The 23,477-nt window shown below is 73.6% G+C and carries 20 protein-coding genes; 11 read left to right on the top strand and 9 right to left on the bottom strand.

What is annotated here, in order from left to right:
* Positions 1 to 248: 248 nt before the first annotated feature.
* Both BS83_RS23865 and BS83_RS23860 read left to right on the top strand, forming a co-directional pair.
* Positions 249 to 1,592: an ATP-binding protein gene (locus tag BS83_RS23865; protein ID WP_037609744.1), complete on the top strand. Its 1,344-nt coding sequence runs from the start codon at positions 249 to 251 to the stop codon at positions 1,590 to 1,592.
* Entirely contained in the window at positions 1,589 to 2,254 is a 666-nt protein-coding gene (locus BS83_RS23860; RefSeq protein WP_037605628.1) for a LuxR C-terminal-related transcriptional regulator, read from the top strand. Before BS83_RS23865 ends, BS83_RS23860 begins: the two co-directional genes overlap by 4 nt.
* Here the strand turns inward: BS83_RS23860 and BS83_RS23855 are convergent.
* The 3 genes from BS83_RS23855 to BS83_RS23845 all read right to left on the bottom strand — a co-directional run bounded on the left by BS83_RS23855 (position 2,220) and on the right by BS83_RS23845 (position 4,712).
* Positions 2,220 to 2,819 (bottom strand): hypothetical protein, encoded by a 600-nt coding sequence (locus tag BS83_RS23855; protein WP_037605627.1) that lies wholly within the window; start codon positions 2,817 to 2,819, stop codon positions 2,220 to 2,222. The two genes, BS83_RS23860 and BS83_RS23855, sit on opposite strands and share 35 nt — an antisense overlap.
* A 100-nt stretch (positions 2,820 to 2,919) precedes the next feature.
* Positions 2,920 to 3,921 (bottom strand): NlpC/P60 family protein, encoded by a 1,002-nt coding sequence (locus tag BS83_RS23850; protein WP_456300476.1) that lies wholly within the window; start codon positions 3,919 to 3,921, stop codon positions 2,920 to 2,922.
* 209 nt (positions 3,922 to 4,130) lie between these two features.
* Positions 4,131 to 4,712: an RNA 2'-phosphotransferase gene (locus tag BS83_RS23845; RefSeq protein WP_051943779.1), complete on the bottom strand. Its 582-nt coding sequence runs from the start codon at positions 4,710 to 4,712 to the stop codon at positions 4,131 to 4,133.
* Positions 4,713 to 4,806: 94 nt separating this feature from the next.
* Here BS83_RS23845 and BS83_RS23840 point away from each other — a divergent pair, with 94 nt between their 5' ends.
* Together BS83_RS23840 and pcrA are read left to right on the top strand one after the other, a co-directional pair.
* On the top strand, positions 4,807 to 5,280 hold the full coding sequence (locus BS83_RS23840; protein WP_037605625.1) for a low molecular weight protein-tyrosine-phosphatase: 474 nt from the start codon (positions 4,807 to 4,809) through the stop codon (positions 5,278 to 5,280).
* A gap of 43 nt (positions 5,281 to 5,323) precedes the next feature.
* Positions 5,324 to 7,900, top strand: coding sequence for a DNA helicase PcrA (gene pcrA / locus BS83_RS23835; RefSeq protein ID WP_037605624.1), 2,577 nt, complete (start codon positions 5,324 to 5,326; stop codon positions 7,898 to 7,900).
* 34 nt (positions 7,901 to 7,934) lie between these two features.
* Here the strand turns inward: pcrA and BS83_RS42065 are convergent, their stop codons facing one another.
* Both BS83_RS42065 and BS83_RS23825 read right to left on the bottom strand, forming a co-directional pair.
* Positions 7,935 to 9,062 (bottom strand): M23 family metallopeptidase, encoded by a 1,128-nt coding sequence (locus tag BS83_RS42065; RefSeq protein ID WP_051943777.1) that lies wholly within the window; start codon positions 9,060 to 9,062, stop codon positions 7,935 to 7,937.
* Between the two features lie 111 nt (positions 9,063 to 9,173).
* Entirely contained in the window at positions 9,174 to 9,953 is a 780-nt protein-coding gene (locus tag BS83_RS23825; RefSeq protein ID WP_037605623.1) for an esterase/lipase family protein, read from the bottom strand.
* Between the two features lie 337 nt (positions 9,954 to 10,290).
* Here BS83_RS23825 and BS83_RS23820 point away from each other — a divergent pair, with 337 nt between their 5' ends.
* Complete coding sequence (locus BS83_RS23820) at positions 10,291 to 10,704, top strand: cobalamin B12-binding domain-containing protein (protein ID WP_037605622.1); 414 nt, start codon at positions 10,291 to 10,293, stop codon at positions 10,702 to 10,704.
* Between the two features lie 77 nt (positions 10,705 to 10,781).
* Here BS83_RS23820 and BS83_RS23815 read toward each other — a convergent pair whose 3' ends face one another.
* The gene (locus BS83_RS23815) at positions 10,782 to 12,209 is read right to left on the bottom strand and encodes a DUF5691 domain-containing protein (protein WP_456300480.1); all 1,428 of its coding nucleotides are present in this window, start codon (positions 12,207 to 12,209) and stop codon (positions 10,782 to 10,784) included.
* Positions 12,210 to 12,399: 190 nt separating this feature from the next.
* Positions 12,400 to 13,737, bottom strand: coding sequence for an SWIM zinc finger family protein (locus BS83_RS23810; protein WP_037605621.1), 1,338 nt, complete (start codon positions 13,735 to 13,737; stop codon positions 12,400 to 12,402).
* Positions 13,738 to 14,079: 342 nt separating this feature from the next.
* Here BS83_RS23810 and BS83_RS23805 point away from each other — a divergent pair, with 342 nt between their 5' ends.
* From BS83_RS23805 to BS83_RS23790, 4 genes are read left to right on the top strand one after another with little or no spacing between them, the layout of a single operon-like run.
* Positions 14,080 to 15,195 (top strand): ATP-binding protein, encoded by a 1,116-nt coding sequence (locus BS83_RS23805; RefSeq protein WP_037605620.1) that lies wholly within the window; start codon positions 14,080 to 14,082, stop codon positions 15,193 to 15,195.
* A 10-nt stretch (positions 15,196 to 15,205) separates the two neighbouring features.
* Positions 15,206 to 17,539, top strand: coding sequence for a DUF5682 family protein (locus BS83_RS23800; RefSeq protein WP_051943773.1), 2,334 nt, complete (start codon positions 15,206 to 15,208; stop codon positions 17,537 to 17,539).
* Between the two features lie 20 nt (positions 17,540 to 17,559).
* Positions 17,560 to 17,961, top strand: coding sequence for a DUF5682 family protein (locus tag BS83_RS45665; protein WP_408641033.1), 402 nt, complete (start codon positions 17,560 to 17,562; stop codon positions 17,959 to 17,961).
* The gene (locus BS83_RS23790) at positions 17,958 to 19,100 is read left to right on the top strand and encodes a vWA domain-containing protein (protein ID WP_037605618.1); all 1,143 of its coding nucleotides are present in this window, start codon (positions 17,958 to 17,960) and stop codon (positions 19,098 to 19,100) included. The genes BS83_RS45665 and BS83_RS23790 overlap by 4 nt, the downstream gene beginning before the upstream one ends.
* Positions 19,101 to 19,120: 20 nt before the next feature.
* On the opposite strand, the gene BS83_RS42060 is transcribed toward BS83_RS23790, so the two are convergent.
* Entirely contained in the window at positions 19,121 to 19,633 is a 513-nt protein-coding gene (locus BS83_RS42060) for an ATP-binding protein (protein ID WP_051943771.1), read from the bottom strand.
* A gap of 506 nt (positions 19,634 to 20,139) precedes the next feature.
* Between BS83_RS42060 and sucC the strand changes: the two genes are divergently transcribed.
* Positions 20,140 to 21,315 carry an ADP-forming succinate--CoA ligase subunit beta gene (gene sucC, locus BS83_RS23780; protein ID WP_037605617.1) on the top strand — a complete coding sequence of 392 codons (1,176 nt, stop codon included), beginning with the start codon at positions 20,140 to 20,142 and terminating at the stop codon, positions 21,313 to 21,315.
* A gap of 17 nt (positions 21,316 to 21,332) precedes the next feature.
* The gene (gene sucD, locus BS83_RS23775) at positions 21,333 to 22,214 is read left to right on the top strand and encodes a succinate--CoA ligase subunit alpha (RefSeq protein ID WP_037605616.1); all 882 of its coding nucleotides are present in this window, start codon (positions 21,333 to 21,335) and stop codon (positions 22,212 to 22,214) included.
* Positions 22,215 to 22,295: 81 nt separating this feature from the next.
* On the opposite strand, the gene BS83_RS42055 is transcribed toward sucD, so the two are convergent.
* Positions 22,296 to 23,369: a SigE family RNA polymerase sigma factor gene (locus BS83_RS42055; protein WP_157597295.1), complete on the bottom strand. Its 1,074-nt coding sequence runs from the start codon at positions 23,367 to 23,369 to the stop codon at positions 22,296 to 22,298.
* Between the last annotated feature and the right edge of the window lie 108 nt (positions 23,370 to 23,477).

Genomic DNA, 23,477 nt, shown 5'->3' with positions numbered 1-23,477 from the left:
CTCATCCTGCGGGTCGTCGGCGGCTGTGCCCATCCGTCATCTCCCTGGTCGAACCCTGAGATCCACCCTGACACATGCCCGGGCTCCAACCAGGGCGACGATCGGGGTCGACCCTGATGCTTTTGGTGGGCGCGACGTGTGACGATCGACCCGTGGCAAGCAGCGACCTCACTCCCGACCGTCCGGACGGCCGGACCGACGCACGGGCCGATGCTCGGACCGACCCACGGCCCGAGCAGCGCCCCGACGTGCCGGGCGCGCCCGGCACGCCGGTACGCAAGTTGTACCGCCGTCCCGAGGGTCGCGTCATCGGCGGCGTGGCCAGCGGCCTCGCCGCACACCTGGGCATCCCGGTGCTCTGGGTCCGGGCCGCCTTCGTGGTGCTGACGCTGGGTCAGGGGCTGGGGCTGGTGCTCTACGCGGCGTTCTGGTTCGTCGTGCCGATGGGCAGGGCGGGCGGCGTGGGGGCGCCCGCCCTGCCGGGCGCCCCCGAGGCGGGGGATCACGGGGCGGCGGCCGACCACGGCTCGGCCGGCCGGCCGGTCGGCCGCCTGGCGCGGGCCAGGCGCTCGCTCCAGGCGCTCTTCCGGGGAGACCCCTCGCCCGAGGGGCAGCGGGCGACGAAGGACCGCGGCCGGCTGCTGGCGCTGGTCGCCGTGCTGGCCGGCGTGCTGGTCCTGGTCAACGTCCTCACCGCCGGCCAGGACGACCCGTACTTCTGGCCGGTGCTGATCTCCGGGGCCGGCGTCGCCCTCGTCTGGCGACAGGTGGACGACTCCCGCTGGTCCCGCTGGTTCTCGCTCGACGACAACAGCCGCGGCGCGGTCACGGTCCGGCTCGGCGCGGGCGTGGTCCTGGTGGCGGCCGGGGTGATCAGCTTCCTGGTGGTGTCCGGTTCGCTCGCCGACTTCGGCAAGGTGATGCAGGCGGTGCTGGTGGTGCTGGCCGGCGTGCTGCTGCTGGCCGGCCCGTACCTGCTGCGGATGTGGCAGGACCTGACGGCGGAGCGCCGCGAGCGGATCCGGGCCCAGGAGCGCGCCGAGGTCGCCGCCCACATCCACGACTCCGTGCTGCACACCCTCACGCTGATCCTGCGGAACGCGGACGACCCGAAGGAGGTCGCCCGTCTCGCCCGGGCCCAGGAGCGCGACCTCCGGCAGTGGCTCTACCGGTCCGCCGACCCCAAGGACGAGTCGACGCCGGACACCCTGGCCGAGTCGATCCGCGCCGTCGCCGCCGAGATCGAGGATCTCCACGGCATCCCCGTCGAGGTCATCTGCGTCGGCGACGCCCCGATGGACGAACGCCTCGCTGCCCAGCTCCAGGCGGCGCGGGAGGCGATGGTCAACGCCGCGAAGTACGGTGGCGGCGAACCGGTCTCCGTCTACGCGGAGGTCGAGGGCAGTACCGTGTGGGTGTTCGTCCGCGACCGCGGGCCCGGTTTCGATCTGGACGCGGTCCCCGAGGACCGGATGGGCGTGCGGGGTTCCATCATCGGCCGGATGCAGCGCAACGGCGGTCACGCCCGCGTGCGCCCGGCCCCCGCGGGCGGCACGGAGGTCGAGCTGGAGATGGAGAGGGCGAGCGGATGAGCGCGAACGCGGAGCGGAGCCAGGCGCGGGTCGTCCTGGTGGACGACCACCGGATGTTCCGGACGGGCGTGCGCGCCGAGATCGGCCAGACCGAGCGGACCAACGTCGACGTGGTGGGCGAGGCGGCCGACGTCGAGCAGGCGGTCTCCGTCGTCACCTCGACGCGTCCGGACGTGGTCCTGCTGGACGTCCATCTCCCCGGTGGCGGCGGGGTCGAGGTGCTGCGCCGCTGCGCCTCACTCGAAGGCGTGAAGTTCCTGGCGCTGTCGGTCTCCGACGCGGCCGAGGACGTCATCGGCGTCATCCGCGGCGGCGCGCGCGGCTACGTCACCAAGACGATCACCGGCACCGATCTGGTGGACGCGATCTTCCGGGTCAGGGACGGCGACGCGGTCTTCTCGCCGCGCCTGGCCGGCTTCGTCCTGGACGCCTTCGCCGCCACGGACACCCCGCCGGTCGACGAGGATCTGGACCGGCTGACCCAGCGGGAGCGCGAGGTGCTCCGGCTGATCGCGCGCGGATACGCGTACAAGGAGATCGCCAAGCAGCTGTTCATCTCGGTGAAGACGGTGGAGAGCCACGTCTCCGCGGTGCTGCGCAAGCTCCAGTTGAGCAACCGTCACGAGCTCACACGCTGGGCGACGGCGCGTCGGCTGGTGTAGTCGGGGCGGGCAGCGCGACGGCCTCGGCGATGCCGAGGTCGCGGCGGATCGCCTCGCGCAGAGGTCCCCAGTAGTTCCACAGGGTCACCAGCTCCGCCCTGGTCTCCTCGAAGGACCAGCCGGGCTTCGGGGCGCCGAGCTCGATCTTCTTGACGGCGTCGAACGCCGAGGTGAGCCGGGTGGTGATCTCCTCCATCGCGCTGAGTACCGGGTCGGCCGCCATGATCTGCATCTCGGCCACCGCGGCCGAGTAGGCCCGGCGGGCCTCGTACAGCTCGCTCCGGTCGGTCTCGTCCGGAGTGCGTTCCGCCACCGCGTGCAGGTAGTTCATCAGCTCGACCCGGTAGCGGCGGATCGCGGCGTTGAAGGTGATGTACGCCGTCTTCTTCTCGGCCTGGACGGTCTCCGCCCTGGCGTGATCGCGGGCCTCCCGGGCGTCCTGCCGTTGGGCCGCCTGCTCCTCCCGCCGGGCGTGCGTCGAGAGCCGCTGGCTGAGCACCGGCGAGGTGAGCGTGCCCAGTACGCCGACCACGGCGACGATCAGCGCCACCACGTTTCCGTCCACCGGAGCCCCCCTGCCCGCTGTCGCCTTCGGCATCAATGATCGCGTGCCGGGCTCCCGCAGGGCCAGTTCTCCGGCGGCCGGCTTCGGGCCGGTCGGTCCGTCAGCCGGGGCGGACGGCGCCGACGATCGGCATTTCGCCGACCGGGGCGTACTCCACGGAGGCTCCTGGATGCGGAGCGTGGATGATCATGCCACCGCCGACGTACATGCCGACATGGCTGACGCCGGAGTAGTAGAAGACCAGGTCGCCGGGGGCCAGGTCCGCGGTCGACACGCGGCGGCCGGCGTTGATCTGGTCGTAGGTGGTGCGGGGCAGGCTCACGCCGGCCGCGGCCCAGGCGGCCTGGACCAGCCCCGAGCAGTCGTAGGAACCCGGGCCGGTCGCGCCCCAGACGTACGGCTTGCCGAGCTGTGCGCGGGCGAAGGCGACGGCGACCGCGGCGCGCGCCGACATCGGGGCGGAGCCGAGGTCCGGTGGCGGCACCGCGCCGCCCGGGGGGTTCAGCGCCTGGTCCACACCGGCCAGGGTGGCCGCGTCCAGACTGGCGAGCAGCGCCTGCGCGGCGGCCAGCTTGCCCTGGATCTCGGCCTTCGCGGCGGCGAGCCGGGTCTGCTCGGCGTGCAGGGCGGAGAGCTTCGCCTCGGCGGCGGAGCGCTGCGCCGCGAGGGTGTCGGCCTGGACCTGGAACTGCCGCATGAGCGTCGACTGGGAGTCCATGGCCTGGGAGAGGTCCCCGGCTCGCTGGAGGTAGTCGTCGGGGTGGGCCGAGGTGAGCAGCGCCAGCTGCGGGTCGAGCCCGCCGCTGCGGTACTGGGCGGCGGCCATGGAGCCGAGGCGGGTGCGCAGCGCGTTCATCGCCTCGTCGGTGCGGGCGGTCTCCTGCAGCAGCTGCGCCGCCTGGGCCTGCAGCGCGGTCACGGCGGCGGTGGCGCCGTCGTACTGCTGGGTGGCCTGTTCGGCCTGCTGGTAGAGCGCGTCGACCTGGGCCTTGACCTGGCTCGCGGTCGGTTGGGGGGCGGCGTGTCCGGGCTGGGCCAGGACGGCGACCGAAGCCGCCGCCGCCGTCGCCAGGGTGGCGGCGGTGCGGGCCGCGGGGCCCACAAGCGGAGTGGTGCGGGGTTTTCGATGTGACGCCACGAGGGCGTTCCCTTCGCCGGGGGTGTGGTCGGACCGTGACGCTAACCCCGTGCGAGTGGTGTGCACCCTGTGGTTGACGAGGCTGGCCGGAACTAGCCGGAACGCGTTGTTCCGATCACGGCTTCCTGTCGATTCACCGGCGAATTGCGATCGTTTGACGATCGATCAGAGCATCAGTCCGACGATCTGATTTCGTCCGACCCTTGAACGGCCGCGCTCAGATACTCCGGCGGCACTCGCTCCGCAAGCCATACCCCGTTCGCGCTCACCCGGAACGCGAAGCCCGCCGCGGCCATCGCCGCCGCGTCCACAGCCAGCACCACCGGTCGTCCGCGCCGTCCGCCGACCCGCTCGGCCGTCGCGACGTCGGGGGAGAGGTGCACGGCGTGCCGGGTCATCGGCCGCAGTCCCTCGCGCCGGATGGCGTCCAGCGCGCCCGGGTGGGTGCCGTGGAAGAGGAGCGAGGGCGGCGCGGACTCCTCGTAGCCGAGCTCGACCTGCACGGTGTGGCCCTGGCTGGCCCGGATCCGCAGGCCGTCCGCACTGAACGCGAAGCGCTGCTTGTCGTTCTCGGCCACCACCTGGTCCAGTTGCGCCCTGGACATGACCCGTCCGTGCGCGGCGGCCGCCGCGAGCAGCTCCGACACGTCGACCCAGCCGGCCCCGTCCAGCCGCAGCCCGATGCTGCCGGGATCGTGCCGCAGCACCCGGGAGAGGAACTTGGAGTTCTTGATCATTCTTCGGTTGTCTTCCATACCGGCACGGTAGAGGCCGTCGGGGCGTACGTCGTGCGAGTTTCCCGTCCCCGGTGCGATCCGCGGCCGGGGGCGGGAGGATCATGGTGTCGTGATGCGCATCTGCTTCGTCTGCACCGGGAACATCTGCCGCTCGCCCATCGCCGAGCACGTCATGCGCGACCGGCTGGCCGACGCCGGGCTCGACGGCCTGGTCCGGGTCGACAGCGCCGGCACCGGCTCGTGGCACGCGGGTGACCCGGCCGACGAACGGGCGGTGCAGGTGCTGCGCGAGGCGGGGTACTCCAGCGAGCACGAGGCCCGCCAGTTCAGGCCCGAGTGGTTCCGCTCGCTCGACCTGGTCGTGGCCCTCGACCAAGGCCACGAGCGCGCCCTGCGGCGCCTGGCCCGCACACCCGAGGAGGCCGCCAAGGTCCGGCTGCTGCGCTCCTTCGACCCGGCCGCCGGCGCCGACCTCGACGTCCCCGACCCGTACTACGGGGGCAAGGAGGGCTTCGACGAGGTGCTGCAGCTCTGCGAGGCGGGCTGCGAGGGGCTGCTCGCCGAGGTCAGGGGCCGAGTGGGCTGAAGCCGTCCCTGGCTGTCGGTCGGGCGGCCTAGACTCGGGGGTGATGAGCAGCCTCTTTGACGACATCCCCCTGCCCGGCCTGGACGTCCCCGTGACGGTGCCGCCCCCGGCCGACGGCGCGTACGACGACGCCGGAGCCCACGAGGCAGGGTATGACGACGCACCGTACGAGGAGGAGATCCCGGCGGATCTCTTCCAGTCGTTCGACCCGGCCGAGCCGGTCCCCGGCTCGTACTACCGCAACGGCGCCGCGCACCCGGTCGCCGACCCGGAGACGCTGCTGGACGGGATGAACCCGCAACAGCGCGAGGCCGTCGTGCACGCCGGCTCCCCGCTGCTCATCGTGGCCGGCGCCGGTTCGGGCAAGACGCGTGTGCTCACCCACCGCATCGCCTACCTGCTCGCCGCCCGCGGCGTGCAGCCGGGCGAGATCCTGGCGATCACCTTCACCAACAAGGCCGCCGGCGAGATGCGCGAGCGCGTCGAGGCGCTGGTGGGGCCGAGGGCCAAGGCGATGTGGGTGTCCACCTTCCACAGCGCCTGCGTCCGCATCCTGCGCCGCGAGAGCAAGCGGCTCGGCTTCACCTCCAGCTTCTCGATCTACGACGCAGCCGACTCGCAGCGCCTGATGGCGCTCGTCTGCCGCGACCTCGACCTGGACCCGAAGCAGTTCCCGCCGAAGTCCTTCACCGCCAAGGTCTCCAACCTCAAGAACGAGCTCGTCGACGAGGAGACCTACGCCGGCCAGGCGGCCAACCCGATGGAGCGCAAGCTGGCCGAGGCCTACGCGCTCTACCAGCGCCGCCTGCGCGAGGCCAACGCGCTGGACTTCGACGACATCATCATGACGACGGTCAACCTGCTCCAGGCCTTCCCCGACGCCGCCGAGCACTACCGCCGCCGTTTCCGGCACATCCTGGTCGACGAGTACCAGGACACCAACCACGCCCAGTACATGCTGGTGCGGGAGCTGAGCGGCGGCGCGAGCGGCCAGGCGCCGAAGATGACGGCGGACGGCGAGTTCGTGAACCCGGCCGCCGCCGGGCTGGCGCAGATCCCGCCGGCCGAGCTCTGCGTCGTCGGTGACGCGGACCAGTCGATCTACGCCTTCCGGGGCGCGACGATCCGCAACATCCTCGACTTCGAGGAGGACTACCCGAACGCGACCACGATCCTGCTGGAGCAGAACTACCGCTCCACGCAGACGATCCTCAGCGCCGCCAACTCCGTCATCGAGCGCAACAGCAACCGCCGCAAGAAGAACCTGTGGACGGCCGGCGCCGAGGGCACCAGGATCACCTCCTACGTCGCGGACGACGAGCACGGCGAGGCGCAGTTCATCGCCGACGAGATCGACCGGCTCGGCGACGGGGGCGACGCCAAGCCCGGTGACATCGCGGTCTTCTACCGCACCAACGCGCAGTCCCGTGTCTTCGAAGAGGTCTTCATCCGGGTCGGCCTGCCGTACAAGGTCGTCGGCGGTGTCCGCTTCTACGAGCGCAGGGAGGTCAGGGACGTCCTGGCCTATCTCCGGGTGCTGGCCAACCCCGAGGACGCGGTGCCGCTGCGCCGGATCCTCAACGTGCCCAAGCGCGGCATCGGGGACCGGGCCGAGGCGATGATCGAGGCGCTGGCCTCTCGCGAGCGGATCTCCTTCCCGCAGGCGCTGCTGCGCGTGGACGAGGCGTACGGCATGGCCGCGCGCTCGGCCAATGCGGTGAAGAAGTTCAACGACTTGATGGCGAAGCTGCGCGGTGTGGTGGAGTCGGGTGCAGGGCCCGCCGCCGTCCTGGAGGCAGTGCTGGAGGAGACCGGCTATCTGGCCGAACTCCAGGCGTCGACGGACCCGCAGGACGAGACGCGCGTGGAGAACCTGCAGGAACTCGCGGCCGTGGCGCTGGAGTTCGAGCAGGAGGAGCCCGTCGAGGGCCCGGACGGCGAGCCGCTGACGCAGCCGGGGCTGCCCGGCTTCCTGGAGCGGGTGGCGCTGGTGGCCGATTCGGACCAGATTCCCGACGAGGAGGGCGAGGGCGGCGAGCCCCGCGGGGTCATCACGCTGATGACCCTGCACACGGCCAAGGGCCTGGAGTTCCCCGTCGTCTTCCTGACCGGCATGGAGGACGGCGTCTTCCCGCACATGCGGGCGATGAGCAACGCCAAGGAGCTCGAGGAGGAGCGCCGCCTCGCCTACGTCGGTCTGACGCGGGCGCGGGAGCGGCTCTACCTCTCCCGCGCGGTGCTGCGCAGCGCCTGGGGCCAGCCGTCCTACAACCCGGCCTCCCGCTTCCTGGAGGAGATCCCGCCGACGCTGGTGGACGAGAAGCGCTCGGCCGCTGCGGCGGTGCCGTCCGGCTTCGGCTCACGGTCCGGCTCTGCGGGGTCCGGCGGCGCCGCGCGGCGCTCGTCCCCGGCGGCGGGCTGGGGCAAGAACGCGGGCCGGATGAAGGACCGCCCCACGGTCACGCTGGCCGTCGGGGACCGGGTCACCCACGACCGCTTCGGGCTGGGCACCGTCGTGTCCGTCTCGGGTCCGGCGGACGACGCCAAGGCGACGATCGACTTCGGCGGCGAGGGCACCAAGCAGCTGCTGCTGCGCTACGCGCCCGTCGAGAAGCTGTAGCGGGCGGGCCCGGCCGGGTCGTGGGCCCCCGCGCTCAGCGGGGGTCGAGGCCCCTCGCCAGCAGCCAGGGCAGGGGGTCGACGGCGGGGCCACCGTTCGGGTGCACCTCGAAGTGCATGTGCGGTCCGGTGGAGTTACCCGTGTCGCCGGAGTAGGCGATTATGTCGCCCACCTTCACCTGCCCGCTGCGCACGCGGTACGAGCTGAGGTGGCAGTACCACGTGATGGTCCCGTCCGGCGCGGTCAGTTTGACCATGTAGCCGTAGAAGGGGTTCCACTCGGTGGAGATGGTCCCGCCGGTCACCGCGTGGACGGGCGTGCCGACCGGCACCGGGAAGTCGATGCCGGTGTGCAGCTGCATCCAGTGCGTGCCCGCCTGGCCGAAGAGCGCGCTCAGCCCCGAGTGGTAGGCGATCGGCAGGGTGAACACGGGTGCCTCGGCGGCGGCCTTCTTGGCGGCGGCGTTGCGCAGCGCCAGGGCGGTGCGCTGCTGGTCCCGGCTGGCCCGCTCGGCGGCGTCCTTGGCCTCGGCGGCGGCGAGCGCCTTGGCCTGGGCGGAGGCGTCGGCCGACGCGGAGACGGTCGTCGAGCTCTGGTGCGGGCGCAGCGGCCCTATCGTCGCCGCGGCGGCCCCGGCGACGCCCAGCACGGCCACCGAGGGCACGGCGATGGTCAGCACGGCGGACCTGCGTCGCACCTGGCGCCGGCGCGACCCCCGCGCCGCGGCGCGGCCGCCGACGGCCGGCTCCGGCGCGTACTCCGCCTCGGGCTCGGGCTCGTAGGCGGCCTCGGACTCGTACTCCGGCGCGTCGTACGCGTACCCGGGTTCGGGGTCCGGCTCGTGCGCGAGCTCCGCCTCGAGCTCCGGCTCCGGCTCCGGCCCGGTCCCGACCGCGAACCCGACCTGCGGTTCGTAGTACTCGTAGTAGTCCGGCACCGGGACGGGCTGCTCGTAGACCTGGTGGACCGGCTGCTCGTAGACCCCGTACACCGGCTGCGCGTAGTACTGCTGGTGCTGGTGGTCGTACCCGTGGCCCTGGTACTGCGGCTGCTGCTGGTACCCGTAGGCGGCGTAGTCGCTGACCTGCGCGTATTCGGTGTACTGCGGGTACTCGGGGTGGACCAGGGTCTGCTGGCCGTACCAACTGGTGTCAGTGGTCACGGGTTCCCAATCCACCTCGGCGACAGCGAGAAATTGAGCGTGACTGTATCCCCGGTCGCTGATCGGAGACAAGAGAACAGCCGAATTATCCCCCCTGTACCATTTGTCAGATCAAGCGATCTGACGATCGGTCACCGTCGGCGACGCGGGCCGCAACTCGGCCCGGATCCGCGCCAGCACCTCCCAGTGGACCGGGAGTGTCAGATGGCCGGCATTTCTGACCAGCACGTTCTCCGCCGTCAGATCGGGATGCGTCAGCCGGGCGCTCCCGTGCGGCAGGATCAACGGGTCGAGATCGCCCCAGAAGCAGACGAAACGCGTCCGGCAGCCGGGCGCGGGAGCGGCGAGTGCGGCCATCACCTCGCTGTCGGGAAGCATCTGCCGCACGATCGGCAACGGCCGCAGCGCGTGTGCGACGACGGTGCCCCGGTGCGGGGTGCCCAGCGTGACGACCGTGTGCACGTGGGCGCCGCCGCCCAGCAGTTGGACGTAGTAGCGGGCGATCAGGCCGCCCAGGCTGTGACCGACGATCGCGAGCCGCTCACCGCCGTAGGCCCGGCGGGCGTGCTCGACATGGCGGCCCAGCAGTGCCGCGGCGCGGGGGATGTCGAGGGTCAGCGGGTTGTAGTTCAGCCCGTGCAGGTGGTCCCAGCCGTGGACGTGCAGGTTGTGGCGGAGCAGGGTGAAGACGGCACGGTTGTCGAAGAGCCCGTGCAGCAGCAGGACCGGGCTGTGTCCGGCGCCGGCGTCGTGGCCGCAGTGCTGCGGCGGCAGCGGACGGCGTTCGGGTGCGAAGCCGCCCGGGTAGAGGGCCAGGTGTCCGGCGAGGGCGGCGCCCTCCAGGCCCACGCCCCTGGCCAGCGCGGCGGTACGACAGAACGGGATGCTCACGGCTCCGACCTCCCCGCAGGTGCAGATCCGGGAAGCGTGCGGCGCGGACGGGCGAGCGTGCGCGGGCATCGCGGAATGAGGCAAGGCGGCAGCAGCGCGTGACGGCTCGGCTCCCCGTTGCGCGTGTCCGCGAGGGGCCGGGAGGCGGCGACGCGAGTGGGTGTCGCCGGTGCGGCCGGTGCTCGAACGCGCAGTGAACTGGTGGATCGATGTGATTCTCCCCTCGCTTCGGCCCGTGAAACGGCGTTTGGGCCCGGCTGGCGATAACGTTCCACCACCGGATGGGAACGCCGGTTAACGCAGCAGCTGCAAGGACGCAGGGATGCAGGAGGCAAAGATGGGCGTGTCCGGCCCTATCCGCGTAGTCGTGGCCAAGCCGGGGCTCGACGGTCACGACCGTGGCGCCAAGGTGATCGCTCGCGCGTTGCGCGACGCCGGCATGGAGGTCATCTACACCGGCCTGCACCAGACCCCGGAGCAGATCGTCGACACCGCGATCCAGGAGGACGCCGACGGCATCGGCCTGTCGATCCTCTCCGGTGCGCACATGACGCTGTGCGCCAAGATCGTCGAGCTGCTGCGCGAGCGCGACGCTGCCGACATCGTGGTCTTCGGCGGCGGCATCATCCCCGACGACGACATCCCCCAGCTCAAGGAGCTCGGCGTCGCCGAGATCTTCACGCCGGGCACGCCCACGCGTGATGTCGTGAGCTGGGTCGAGGCCAACCTCCGGGCCGGCGCGACCGCCTGAGACACAAGCTCGAACGCCGCGCTCGTCCGGCCTGTCGTCGGGCGGGCCGCGGCGGCCGGACCTGTGGCCGGCCGGGCTCAGGCGAGTTCCGCCAGCATCGCGGAGCGGGTGCGCAGCGTCGTCGCGAGCCGGGTGAACACCTCCGCCCAGGCCGAGGAGGACGCCTCGGCCAACGCGTCCGCGCGTGCGGCTGCCGCGAACGGCAGGGAGCGCTCGGCCACGCCCAGCACGCCGCTGTGGCTCCACGGGTAGGCCCCGGCGGCCGCCGCCCTCGCGAGCGCGTCCAGGACGGCCTCGGCGAGCTCCTCGGACCAGGGCGGCGGGCAGGTGACCAGGAGTTGGAAAGCCTCCGCCAGCCCCTGCTCCAGCACGAAGCGCGCCGTCCACGCCGCCCGCTCCGCCGACGGCAGGACGGAGAGCAGCCGGGACTGCGTCCCGCTGGTGCCGCGGCCCTGGTGCAGGGCGAGCAGGGCCCGCGCCCAGTCGGCGGCATGCTGCCGCACCGCGGCGCGCGCCCAGGCCTCATGGAGCTCGTCGGCCCACTCGGGAGCCGTCGGCAGGGCCAGGGCCCGCTCGGGCGCCCCGAGCAGCTCCGTCCAGCAGGAGAGCGGCGTCGCCGCGACCACCTCGCCCAGCCAGAAGGCCCGGTCGCCCCGGCCGGTCGGTGAGACGGGCGCGATCCCGTCACGCTGCATCCCCGTGTCGCACGCGGCCGGAGGCTCGACGACCAGACCGCCCTCGGGGCCGACGGCGACCGCCAGGCGGGCCCGCGCCGCCATCCGCTCGGAGAGCGCCGAACCCGGCAGCGTGGAGAGCAGTTCGGCGGCCGTGGCACGGACGTTCTTCGCGCGGTCGGCCAGGGCCTCCTCGAGGAACTCCTCGTCGCCGGCGCCGAGACCTTCCTGGAGGGCGTCGAGGAAGAGCAGCCGGTCCTCCGCGCGTTCGGTGCGCCAGGTCGAGCGGAGCAGGGCGAGCCCGGCGGCGGGATCGCGACGGCGCAGCCGGGTCAGGTGGGTGACCCGCTCCGCGAACAGCCCCTCCTGCCACACGGCGTCCGCGCCCGCCCGCGCCTCCGGGTGCGCGTCCTCGTCGGCGGAGGGCAGTCGCAGCACGTAGCGCCAGTCGGGGTTCATTCCGGCGAGCCAGCGGCCCAGCGGTCCGGCGAGCGCGACGGCGTCCCCGCGCAGGTCGCTGCGCTGACGCGCGGCGTCGAGCAGGGACGGCACCAGGGCCGGCGGGAGGGCGAAGCCGCGGTCCCGCGCTCGGCCGAGCCACTGCGGCAGCAGTTCGCTGCCGCTCTCGGCGAGCAGCGAGGCCAGCCGCCGGGCGGCCGGGCCGGGCAGGGCGGGCCGCTCGTCGAGCGGAGCGGGGCGGGCACGCGCGGGGCCGGGGCGGGCCGCAGCCCCGCGCGCCGGACGAGGGTCTGCACGGCGGCGCGGTCGAGGAGGTCGGGGCTGTCGCGCCGGTTGGTGCCGAGCAGCGCGTCCTCGACGAGGTCGGTCCAGTCGCTCACAGCGAACCCTTCGTTCGGGCGGTGTCGGGCGTGTCGGGCGGTGCCTGTCGTGGCCGGGGATCCTCGGTCGGTGCTGCGATGCTGCGGTGCTGCGGTGCTGCGATGCTGCGGTGCTGCGGTGCTGCGGTGCTGCGGTGCTGCGGTGCTGCGGTGCTGCGGTGCCGGGTGGGGGCGGCGACCGGTCAGAGCGGGAGCGAGCCCGCCTCGGTCCAGCAGGTGACCGCGGAGAAGCCGCGGTGGCCGCACTCGCCGAACAGCGTCACCGGGCGGCCGCCCGAGGCTGCGACCAGACGCCAGAGCGAGGCGGTCCGCAGTGGAACCGCGCCGGTGGCGTCCACGAGCTGCCAGCCGGACTCCGTGGGGACCGGCGTCACGCCGGTGAGCACCGTGGGCCAGGACTCCAGCCACGGATCCTCGCCCAGCGCGCGGGCGTACTCCGTCAGCGCGGCGTCCAGGGTGACGCCCACGGGGCCGGGCGCGGTCGGCGCCACGGGCGCGGCGTAGCGCGAGCCGAGTGCCGCGCGCAGTGGCCGCGCCGCCGGGTGGAAGGCGAGATCGGCGTCCACTTCCAGCCCGGTGGGGAGCGCCAACTCCGGTGCGACGCCGGGGCGTCCGAAGGACAGCAGCAACGCGAGCCGCCCCGACCTGGCGCCGTGGAGCCAGAGCCGGCGGGTCGTCAGGCGGTCGTCGGCGCTGTCGCGGGAGCCCAGCACCAGCCAGCGGTCGCGTATCAGCGGACCGCCGCCGAGCACCTCGGCGTTGTCGACCGTGAAGCCGACGCGGGCCCTCACCGTCGCCGCCAGCGGCGCGGGCAGTGCGTCGACGCGCTGGTAGCCCGCCGCCAGCAGGTGCAGCAGGCCGTACTCCTCCACCAGGCGGGAAGGCCAGGAACCGCCGGACGCGGGAAGCGCGCCCAACTCCCTTGCCCGCGCCGCGAGACCGGGAGCTTGGGCGTCGACCATACGGGCGGCCACGCCCTCCCAGAACGCCTGGCCGCGGGTCGGGGCGTCGGCGAGACCACCGCGCAGCTGGTCCTCCAGGCGCGCCTGGAGCTCCGCCGCGCCGGCCGCGACGCGCGCCTCGCGTCGTCGTCGCCGGGCGGCCGCCGCTGCGTCGTCCCGCGCCGGGGCGGGCGTCGGGGAGTCGGCCGGACCGGTCGCGGAGGCGGTCGGCGAGGCCGCGCCGTCGGCGTGCTGCCGACGGGCCGTCAGCCAGGCATCCGCCCAGTCGGGCGCGGCCGCTCCGGTGAGTTCGCCGGCGGACCGGAGGAGCAGCAGCGCGAGCGCGTGCTTGCACGGGAACTTACGGCTGGGGCAGGAGCAGTGGTAGGCGGGGCCGTCCAGCGCGACCACCGTCCGGTACGGACGGGACCCGCTGCCCCTGCACGCACCCCACACGGCCGTCTCGTTCGCCCCCGTGCCGGACCAAGGATCCGCCGTGCCGAGCTCGGCGGCGGCCTTCCGTGACGCGGCGTCGGGGGAGAGCGAGAGAACGTGCTCGGCGGTCCAGCGATCGTCCATACCCCCGACGTTAGGGCGCACCACTGACAACGGAGCCGGGCAGCGCCGCGGTTGGGCCGCTCCTCCCGGTGCCGAGTGGCGGCGAGTCGGTCGCGGCGCACGTCGGTGAGGTGGTGGCGCCGGGGTGAGTCCGCGTCAGGGCCGGGGGACGGTGGGGTGCCGGGCCGGGCCGGACCGGCCCTGACCTGACGGGCCAGGGCCGTCGGCGCGCGAGTGCCGGCATCTGTCAGACCCACCCGGCAGAGTGGTACCCGCAGGCGGCGCCCGAGCGGTGGGCGCCCTTCCGACAGCTGCCTCCGCCTCTTCGACGATGCCCTGGTGCCTTCCTCCCTGAGGAGACCTATGTCCACGTCCGTACCCACCCCGACGTCCTCCCCGGAGCCGATCCGGCCGCACGCGGAGGCGGCCTACGCGGCGGAGCTGGCCGCGCTGGCCGCCGCGGACGACCGGCCGCGGCCGGTCCGTTGGCGGCTGTCGCCCTGGGCCGTCGCCACCTACCTGCTCGGCGGCACGCTGCCCGACGGCACCGTGATCACCCCCAAGTACGTGGGCCCGCGCCGGATCGTCGAGGTCGCCGTCACGACGCTGGCGACGGACCGCGCGCTGCTGCTGCTCGGCGTGCCGGGCACGGCCAAGACGTGGGTCTCCGAGCACCTCGCCGCCGCGGTCAGCGGTGACTCGACGCTGCTGGTGCAGGGCACGGCCGGCACGCCGGAGGAGGCCATCCGCTACGGCTGGAACTACGCCAGGCTGCTCGCCGAGGGCCCCAGCCGGGCGGCGCTGGTGGCCGGCCCGGTGCTGCGCGCGATGGCGGAGGGCAAGACGGCCAGGGTCGAGGAGCTGACCAGGATCCCGGCCGACGTGCAGGACACCCTGATCACCATCCTCTCCGAGAAGACCTTGCCGATACCGGAGTTGGGGGAGGAGGTGCAGGCCGTCCGCGGCTTCAACCTGATCGCCACCGCCAACGACCGTGACCGCGGCGTCAACGAGCTCTCCTCGGCCCTGCGCCGCCGCTTCAACACGGTGGTGCTGCCGTTGCCCGCGACGCTCGACGACGAGGTCGCCATCGTCGCCCGCCGCGTCGCCGAGCTGGGCCGCTCGCTCGACCTGCCGGAGCTGCCGAGCGCGCTGACCGAGATCCAGCGCGTCGTCACCGTCTTCCGCGAGCTTCGCGACGGCGTCACCGCCGACGGCCGCACCAAGCTCAAGTCCCCCTCGGGGACGCTCTCCACGGCGGAGGCGATATCCGTGGTCACCAGCGGCCTGGCGCTGGCCGCGCACTTCGGCGACGGCGAGCTGCGGGCGGGCGACGTGGCCGCCGGCATCCTCGGTGCGGTGGTCCGCGACCCTGCGACGGACCGACTCGTGTGGCAGGAGTACCTGGAGTCCGTCGTGCGCGAGCGCGCGGACTGGAAGGACTTCTACCGCAGCTGCCGCGACGCGGCCGCGCACTGAGGGGGCCGCGTTGACGGACATCGCGCTGCTCGGCGTGCGCCACCACGGCCCCGGTTCGGCGCGGGCGGTGGGCGCGGCGCTCACGCAGTTCCGGCCCGACACGGTGCTGATCGAGGGCCCGCCCGAGGCGGACGCGCTGCTGGCGCTCGCCGCAGGCAAGGACATGGCGCCGCCGGTCGCGCTGCTGGCGCATGTGGTCGACGAGCCGGCCAGGGCGGCGTTCTGGCCGTTCGCGGCGTTCTCCCCGGAGTGGGTGGCGCTGCGGCACGCCCTGGACCGGGAGATCCCGGTCAGGTTCATCGACCTGCCCGCCGCGCACACCTTCGCGCTGGCCGCCTCCTGCGCCGAGGAGAGCGAGGAGCGGGAGGCGCTCGGGGTCGATCCGATCGGCGAGCTGGCGCGGGCAGCCGGGCAGGAGGACGCCGAACGCTGGTGGGACGACGTCGTCGAGCACGCGCGTCCCGGCGGCGGTGGCGAGGACGCGCTGGCGCCCTTCCTGGCGCTGGCGGAGGCGATGACGGCGCTGCGCGAGCAGGCCCCCGAGGTGGAGGAGGACGCGCGCCGCGAGGCGTACATGCGCAGGCAGATCCGCGCGGCCGTGCGGGCCGGGGCCGAGCGGATCGCGGTGGTCTGCGGGGCCTGGCACGTTCCCGCGCTGGCGGCGCGGGTCCCGGTCGCCGCGGACAACGCGCTGCTGCGCGGGCTGCCCAAGGCCAAGGTGGAGGTGACCTGGGTCCCCTGGACGCACCGGCGGCTGTCCCAGCACACCGGCTACGGCGCGGGCATCGCCTCGCCGGGCTGGTACCAGCACCTGTTCGACGCGGACGGCCACCAGGTCGTCGAGCGCTGGCTGACCAGGGTCGCCGGGCTGCTGCGGGAGGAGGACTACGCCGTCTCCTCCGCGCACGTGATCGAGGCGGTACGGCTCGCCGAGACGCTCGCGGCGGTGCGGGGCCGGCCGCTGGCGGGCCTGAGCGAGACGGTCGACGCGGTGCGGGCGGTGCTCTGCGAGGGGTCGGACGTGCCGCTGCGGCTGGTCGAGGACCGGCTGATCGTCGGCGACGCGCTCGGTCAGGTACCCGACGCCGCCCCGGCGGTGCCGCTGCAGCGTGACCTGTCGCGCCTGCAGCGCGAGCTCAGGCTCAAGCCGGAGACGCGGGTGCGGGTCCTCGAACTCGACCTGCGCAAGGAACTGGACGCGGCGCGGAGCCGGTTCCTGCACCGGCTCGCGCTGCTGGACATCGACTGGGCCGTCCCGGCGGAGTCGCAGACCCGGGCCACGGGCACCTTCAGGGAGAGCTGGGAGCTGGCCTGGGAGCCGGAGTCGGCGGTCAGGGTCGCCGAGGCGGGCATCTGGGGCACGACGGTCGAGGCGGCGGCGTCGGCGCGGGTGTCGGCCCGTGCGGTGGACGCCCAGCGGCTCGGCGAGGTCACGGCCCTCGCCGAGACCTGCCTGCTCGCCGCGCTGCCGGAGGCGCTGCCCGTCGTCCTCAGCTGCCTGGCCGACCGCGCGGCGCTCGACACCGACGTCGCCCACCTCGCGCAGGCCCTCCCGGCCCTGGTCCGCTCCCTCCGCTACGGCGACGTCCGCTCCACGGCCACCCCCCTCCTCGCCGACCTGGCCACCTCCCTCGCCACCCGCATCTGCATCGGCCTCCCCTCCGCCGCCTCCTCCCTCGACCCCACCGCAGCCCAGGCCCTCGCCGACCACCTCACCGCCACCCACTCAGCCATCTCCCTCCTCGCGACAACCCCCACGACCGAGCCCTCGCCTCCGGCGGCTCGCGTGCCGCAGGCGTCGCCTGCTGCCGTTTTGCCGGGGGCTGGTCCCGGCGCAGCGGAGAGCGCGCCTGCGGCGCAGGTCCGGCCCGGCCGGGATGCATGGGAGGCGGTGGAGCCCGAGGCTCTGCCCGACGCGGCAGCCCACGCCCCGAAGCCGTCGCCTGCTGCCGTCCTGCCGGGGGCTGGGCCCGGCGCAGCGGAGAGCGCGCCTGCGGCGCAGGTCCGGCCCGGCCGGGATGCATGGGAGGCGGTGGAGCCCGAGGCTCTGCCCGACGCGGCAGCCCATGCCCCGAAGCCATCGCCTGCTGCCGTCCTGCCGGGGGCTGGTCCCGGCGCAGCGGAGAGCGCGCCTGCGGAGCGGGGCGGGCTCGGCCGGGAGGCATGGGAGGGGGTGGAGCCGGAGGCTCTGCCCGACGCGGCAGCCCACGCCCCGCAGGCGTCGCCTGCTGCCGTCCTGCCGGGGGCTGGGCCCGGCGCAGCGGGGGGAGGGGCTGGGGTGCGGGAGAGGTGGGTGGGGTGTTTGAGGGGGTTGGTGGAGCGGGAGTTGGCGGCGGGGTGGTGAGGGGGAGGGCGGCGAGGCTGTTGTTGGACGACGGGTGGCTGGAGGAGGGGGAGGCGGCGCGGCAGTTGGGGTTGGTGCTCACGCCTGGGGTGCCGCCGGCGGAGGGCGCGGCGTGGGTGGACGGGTTCCTCGCCGGAGGCGGGGTGCTGCTGGTGCACGACCAGCGGCTGCTCGCGCTCGTCGACGCCTGGATCGCCGGGATCCCCGACACCGCCTTCCCCGACGTGCTGCCGCTGCTGCGCCGCACCTTCTCCCGGCTGGAGCCCGGCGTCCGCCGCAGCGTCGGCGAGCTGGTTCGCGGCGGCCGCCGCGACGACGCTGAGGCCGGGCACCCGGGCTTCGCGGACCGGCTCGACCCGGCGCAGGCCGCGCCCGCGGTCGCGACCGCCCACCTGATCCTCGGCCTGCAGGAGGCAGGATGACCACCACCGACGCCCACGACGAGCGGCTGCGCCGCTGGCGGCTGGTGCTCGGCGGGGACGCCGACGGCACCGGCCGGGCGCTCACCGGCCGCGACGCGGCGATGGACCGCACGCTCTCCGCCGTCTACGCTGCGCAGCCCGGCAGCGGGCCGCGCAGCGCCGGTCTCGGCGGCTCCGCGCCGCAGGTCGCCCGTTGGCTGGGGGACATCCGCAGCTACTTCCCGACCGGCGTCGTGCAGCTGATGCAGCAGGACGCGATCGAGCGGCTGGGGCTCACCCGGCTGCTGACCGAGCCGGAGATGCTGGAGGCCGTCGAGCCCGACGTCCATCTCGTCGGCACGCTTCTTTCCCTCGGCAGGGCGCTGCCGGAGACCACCAGGGAGACCGCCCGCGCCGTGGTCCGCAAGGTCGTCGCCGATCTGGAGCGCCGGATCGCCACCCGCACCCGCTCCGTCGTCGGCGGCGCGCTCGACCGCGGCGCCCGCACGCACCGCCCGCGCCACCGCGACATCGACTGGGACCGCACCATCCGGGCCAATCTGGGGAACTACCTCCCCGATCACCGCACCGTCGTGCCGGAACGTCTCGTCGGCTACGCCAGGGCCCAGCAGGCGGTGGCGAAGGACGTCATCCTCTGCATCGACCAGTCGGGCTCGATGGCGGCCTCCGTGGTGCACGCGTCCGTCTTCGGCGCGGTCCTCGCGTCGATGCGCGCCCTCAGCACCAGGCTCGTGGTCTTCGACACCGCGGTCGTCGACCTGACCGAGGAGCTGTCCGACCCGGTGGACGTCCTCTTCGGGGTCCAGCTAGGCGGCGGGACGGACATCAACCGGGCGCTCGCCTACTGCCAGTCGCGGATCACCCGTCCGGCCGACACCGTGGTCGTGCTGGTCAGCGATCTCTACGAGGGCGGCATCCGGACCGAGATGCTGAAGCGGGTCGCCGCGATGAAGGCGGCCGGGGTGCAGTTCGTCGCCCTGCTCGCGCTGAGCGACGAGGGCGCGCCCGGCTACGACCGGGAGCACGCGGCCGCGCTCGCGGCCCTCGGCGCGCCCGCCTTCGCCTGCACGCCGGACCTGTTCCCCGAGGTCATGGCCGCGGCCCTGCAGAAGCTGCCGCTGCCGATACCGGCGCCCTGAGCGGCCCGGCCCCGCCCGGCTCAGCGCGGCAGCGGCAGCGCGGCCCACACGGTCTTGCCGCCGCCGGCGGGGCGGGGGATGCTGCCCCACGCGGTGGTGAAGGTGTCGATCAGCAGCATGCCCCGGCCACCCTCGTCGTCCTCGCCCGCGTGTTCCAGCCGGGGGACGTCCCGCAGGTCCTCGTCGTCGACCTCGACGAAGAGCATGCCGCGGGCGCTCCAGAGCCTGCAGTGCAGGCGCACGCTGCTGGTGTGCCGGACCGCGTTGCCGACCAGCTCCGACATGCAGAGCTCGGTGTCGGCGAGGGTGTCGGGCCGCAGCCGCCACATCGCCGCGGTGATCCGTACGAAGCAGCGCGCGCGGGTCACGGACTCCGCGGTGGCCGGGAAGGTGGCCGCGGCCTGCCGGTCCATCGCCCAGGTCTGCCGCGCCGAGCCCAGCGCGGCGCGGTCGACGGGCGGCTCGGTGGTGAGCTCCCAGGCGAGCTCTTCCGGGCCGGGTCTATGACCGGGACTGTGCGCGCTACTTTGCATCGGGCGTCCGCTTCTCGGCACGGGTGGCCTCACGGCTGCCACCGACGTGATGCATCCGTTATACCCGTTCTGCGGCCTGCGCCGGGGCGCTTCGCGTGATCGGCCGAACGTGTCTGATGCACCGTCAGGGCGGATCCCCGCGAGCGCCGTCGAACCGCCGCCCGGCGGCTGCTCCACGGCCATCCGGACGCCATCCCGCCGCCCGCTCGAACGGGTATCCGACCAGGCGGGAGAAGGTCGCCGGATGCGCCGTCCGGGCCGGGCGGCGACCCGTCCGATACCCCGTTGTGATGGTTATCACCGGCTTGGGGAGTCCTCTGGGTCAACCCAGCCCCCCGGACGGGGATAACCTGCGAGACGGACATGCCGCGTGCCACGCCGCCGTGTGCTCCCCGTAGCGACGGCGCTGACGCGAGGCCCCTGCCAGGGCCCGGGTACCCCGCCGGCCATCGGTCCGTGCGGCACGCTGGGAAGACAAGCAGTCGCGATCACAAGGACGGACGCGCGTGGACCTGTTCGAATACCAGGCGAGGGACCTCTTCGCCAAGCACGGTGTACCGGTGCTGGACGGTGAAGTCATCGAGACTCCGGAGGCTGCTCGCGCCGCCGCGGAGCGCCTGGGCGGCCGCGCGGTCGTCAAGGCTCAGGTGAAGGTCGGCGGCCGCGGTAAGGCCGGCGGCGTCAAGCTGGCCTCGGACCCGGCGGACGCCGTGGCCAAGGCCGAGGCCATCCTCGGGATGGACATCAAGGGCCACACGGTCCACAAGGTGATGCTCGCCCAGACGGCGGACATCAAGGACGAGTACTACGTCTCGTTCCTGCTCGACCGGACCAACCGCACCTTCCTCGCCATGGCCTCCGTCGAGGGCGGCGTGGAGATCGAGGTCGTGGCCGAGGAAAACCCGGACGCGCTGGCCAAGATCCCGGTCGACGCCGTCGAGGGCGTCACCGCCGCGAAGGCCGCCGAGATCGTCGCCGCGGCGAAGTTCCCGGCCGAGGTCGCGGACCAGGTCGCCGACGTGCTGCAGCAGCTGTGGAAGGTCTTCGTCGCCGAGGACGCCCTGCTGGTCGAGGTCAACCCGCTGGTCAAGACCGGCGAGGGCAAGATCGTCGCGCTCGACGGCAAGGTCTCCCTGGACGCCAACGCCGACTTCCGCCAGCCGGAGCACGAGGCGCTGGAGGACAAGGCCGCCGCCAACCCGCTCGAGGCGAAGGCGAAGGCCAAGGGCCTGAACTACGTCAAGCTCGAGGGCGAGGTCGGCATCATCGGCAACGGCGCGGGTCTCGTCATGAGCACCCTCGACGTCGTCGCCTACGCCGGCGAGAACCACGGCGGCGTCAAGCCGGCCAACTTCCTCGACATCGGCGGCGGCGCGTCCGCCGAGGTGATGGCGAACGGCCTGGAGATCATCCTGGGCGACCCGGACGTCAAGTCCGTCTTCGTCAACGTCTTCGGCGGCATCACCGCGTGTGACGCGGTCGCCAACGGCATCGTGCAGGCGCTCGAGCTCCTCGCGAGCAAGGGCGAGGCCGTCACCAAGCCGCTGGTCGTCCGTCTGGACGGCAACAACGCCGAGCTGGGTCGTCAGATCCTGACCGACGCGAACCACCCGCTCGTGCAGCAGGTGGACACCATGGACGGCGCGGCCGACAAGGCCGCTGAGCTCGCGGCTGCGAAGTAAGGGCTGGGGAACCGAAAATGGCTATCTTCCTCACCAAGGACAGCAAGGTCATCGTCCAGGGCATGACCGGCTCCGAGGGCATGAAGCACACCCGCCGCATGCTGGCCTCGGGCACCGACATCGTCGGTGGCGTCAACCCGCGCAAGGCGGGCACCACCGTCGACGTCGACGGCACCGAGGTGCCGGTCTTCGGCTCGGTCAAGGAGGCCATGCAGGCCACCGGCGCCGACGTCTCCGTGATCTTCGTGCCGCCGGCCTTCACCAAGGACGCGGTCATCGAGGCGATCGACGCCGAGATCGGCCTGGCCGTCGTGATCACCGAGGGCGTGCCGGTCCACGACACCGCCAACTTCTGGGCCTACGCCACCGCCAAGGGCAACAAGACCCGGATCATCGGCCCGAACTGCCCCGGCCTGATCAGCCCCGGACAGTCCAACGCCGGCATCATCCCGGCCGACATCACCTCGGCCGGCCGCATCGGCCTGGTGTCGAAGTCCGGCACGCTGACCTACCAGATGATGTACGAGCTGTCCGACATCGGCTTCTCGTCCGCCGTCGGCATCGGTGGCGACCCGGTCATCGGCACCACGCACATCGACGCCCTCCAGGCGTTCCAGGACGACCCGGACACCGACATCATCGTGATGATCGGTGAGATCGGCGGCGACGCCGAGGAGCGTGCGGCGGCGTACATCGCGCAGCACATCACCAAGCCGGTCGTCGGCTACGTCGCGGGCTTCACCGCGCCCGAGGGCAAGACCATGGGCCACGCCGGCGCCATCGTCTCCGGCTCCTCCGGCACCGCCCAGGCGAAGAAGGAGGCCCTCGAGGCCGCCGGCGTCAAGGTCGGCAAGACGCCGTCCGAGACCGCGCGCCTGGCGCGCGAGCTGATCGGCTGATCGCTCGCCACGAGGCGACGCCACCCAGGCGACGAAGGGCCGTCCCCCGCGCAGCTGCGCGGGGGACGGCCCTTCGGGCGTTCACCGGTGCTTCTTGTGCGGCGGGGCGTGCGGAGCGGAGTGGTGGATGCGCTGCAGCTGGTCGCCGCGGCTCCTGCCGCCCTGACCGCCGCCGCCTGTGTGCTGCGACGCCTTCACACCGGTGTCGACGGCGTCGCCGGCGCTGTCGGGCGGCTCGTGACGGGTCACCGGGATGGTGTGCGTCAACGGCTGGTTCGGCCTCGGCGTGGGCGCGTAGACGGCCTGGTCGGCCGGGGTCGGCTGACGGTGGCTGACGAAAGGCTGCTCGCTCGGGTGCAGCGGCGTGCCCCAGATAAGCGCCGCGGCGAGGCCGCCGGCGGTCGCCAGTGTCAGGGCGCCGGCCGCGGCGGTCACGCCCCGGTCGTGCAGACGGGCGCGGACCCTGGTGTGCTGCGCCGGGGCGAGGTGGGGCTGCCACTCCGGGTCGCCGCCGTCCAGGGCACGCCCCGCCGCGGCCCGCAGCTGCTCGCCGACGCGGCGACCGAAGCCGGGAACCTCGGAGTCGGGGCCGACGATCCCCGGCACGGTGCCGGCCAGCGCGCGGCGGGCGAGGGCGACCCGCCCGAACGTCACCGGCGTGCTGCCCTCGACCTCGACGGCGGTCTGCGCCCAGTCCAGCCCTATCACGTCGTGCAGGACCAGGGCGCGGCGCTGGGGTCGTGGCAGCCGCATCAGCGCCGCCATCAGCGCCTTGTCACGTCGGGTCAGGTTCCCGTGGTCCTCGGGGACGCGGAGCCGACGGTGCGGCAGGTGCATCAGGTGCTGCATGCGCGGACCGCCGGTGTGCCACGGCGAGAGCGCGAGCTCGAACGAGGCGGCGCGGACCCAGCCCTCAGGGGAGGAGTCGGCGCTGACGGTGTCCCAGTTCGTCCAGGCGAGCTGGAAAGCCCGGCGCACGCAGTGGGCGGCGCGGTGCCGGTGCGCGGTGAGCAGGTAGGTCTGCCACAGCAGCCTCGGCGCGGCGGCCGCGTACAGCAGGTCGAACGCCTCGGCCGTCGCCTCCGTGGCCCGCGACTCCGCCACGGCCACCGCACCGCCCCGCAGCCCGCCCCGCCCGGTCGCAGCGGCTTCCACGCTCCGCGTCCCGTCGACGGCCGCATGCCCCACGGCCCCACGCCTCCCCGGCGCCGGCGGCGGCGCCAACGACGACAGCGTCGGCTCCCCGGCACCCCGCCCCCACGG

It is taken from the genome of Streptacidiphilus rugosus AM-16, assembly GCF_000744655.1.
Classification (GTDB): domain Bacteria; phylum Actinomycetota; class Actinomycetes; order Streptomycetales; family Streptomycetaceae; genus Streptacidiphilus; species Streptacidiphilus rugosus.
This window is presented reverse-complemented; position numbering and strand designations above follow the sequence as displayed.

Excerpts from the sequence above, each read along its gene's own strand:
- BS83_RS23860 (WP_037605628.1), top strand. The coding sequence starts at position 1,589 with ATGAGCGCGAACGCGGAGCGGAGCCAGGCGCGGGTCGTCCTGGTGGAC.
- BS83_RS23805 (WP_037605620.1), top strand. The coding sequence starts at position 14,080 with ATGTCCACGTCCGTACCCACCCCGACGTCCTCCCCGGAGCCGATCCGG.
- BS83_RS42060 (WP_051943771.1), bottom strand. The coding sequence starts at position 19,633 with ATGCAAAGTAGCGCGCACAGTCCCGGTCATAGACCCGGCCCGGAAGAG.
- sucD (WP_037605616.1), top strand. The coding sequence starts at position 21,333 with ATGGCTATCTTCCTCACCAAGGACAGCAAGGTCATCGTCCAGGGCATG.
- pcrA (WP_037605624.1), top strand. The coding sequence starts at position 5,324 with ATGAGCAGCCTCTTTGACGACATCCCCCTGCCCGGCCTGGACGTCCCC.
- BS83_RS23820 (WP_037605622.1), top strand. The coding sequence starts at position 10,291 with ATGGGCGTGTCCGGCCCTATCCGCGTAGTCGTGGCCAAGCCGGGGCTC.
- BS83_RS23810 (WP_037605621.1), bottom strand. The coding sequence starts at position 13,737 with ATGGACGATCGCTGGACCGCCGAGCACGTTCTCTCGCTCTCCCCCGAC.
- BS83_RS23845 (WP_051943779.1), bottom strand. The coding sequence starts at position 4,712 with ATGGAAGACAACCGAAGAATGATCAAGAACTCCAAGTTCCTCTCCCGG.
- BS83_RS23790 (WP_037605618.1), top strand. The coding sequence starts at position 17,958 with ATGACCACCACCGACGCCCACGACGAGCGGCTGCGCCGCTGGCGGCTG.
- BS83_RS23840 (WP_037605625.1), top strand. The coding sequence starts at position 4,807 with ATGCGCATCTGCTTCGTCTGCACCGGGAACATCTGCCGCTCGCCCATC.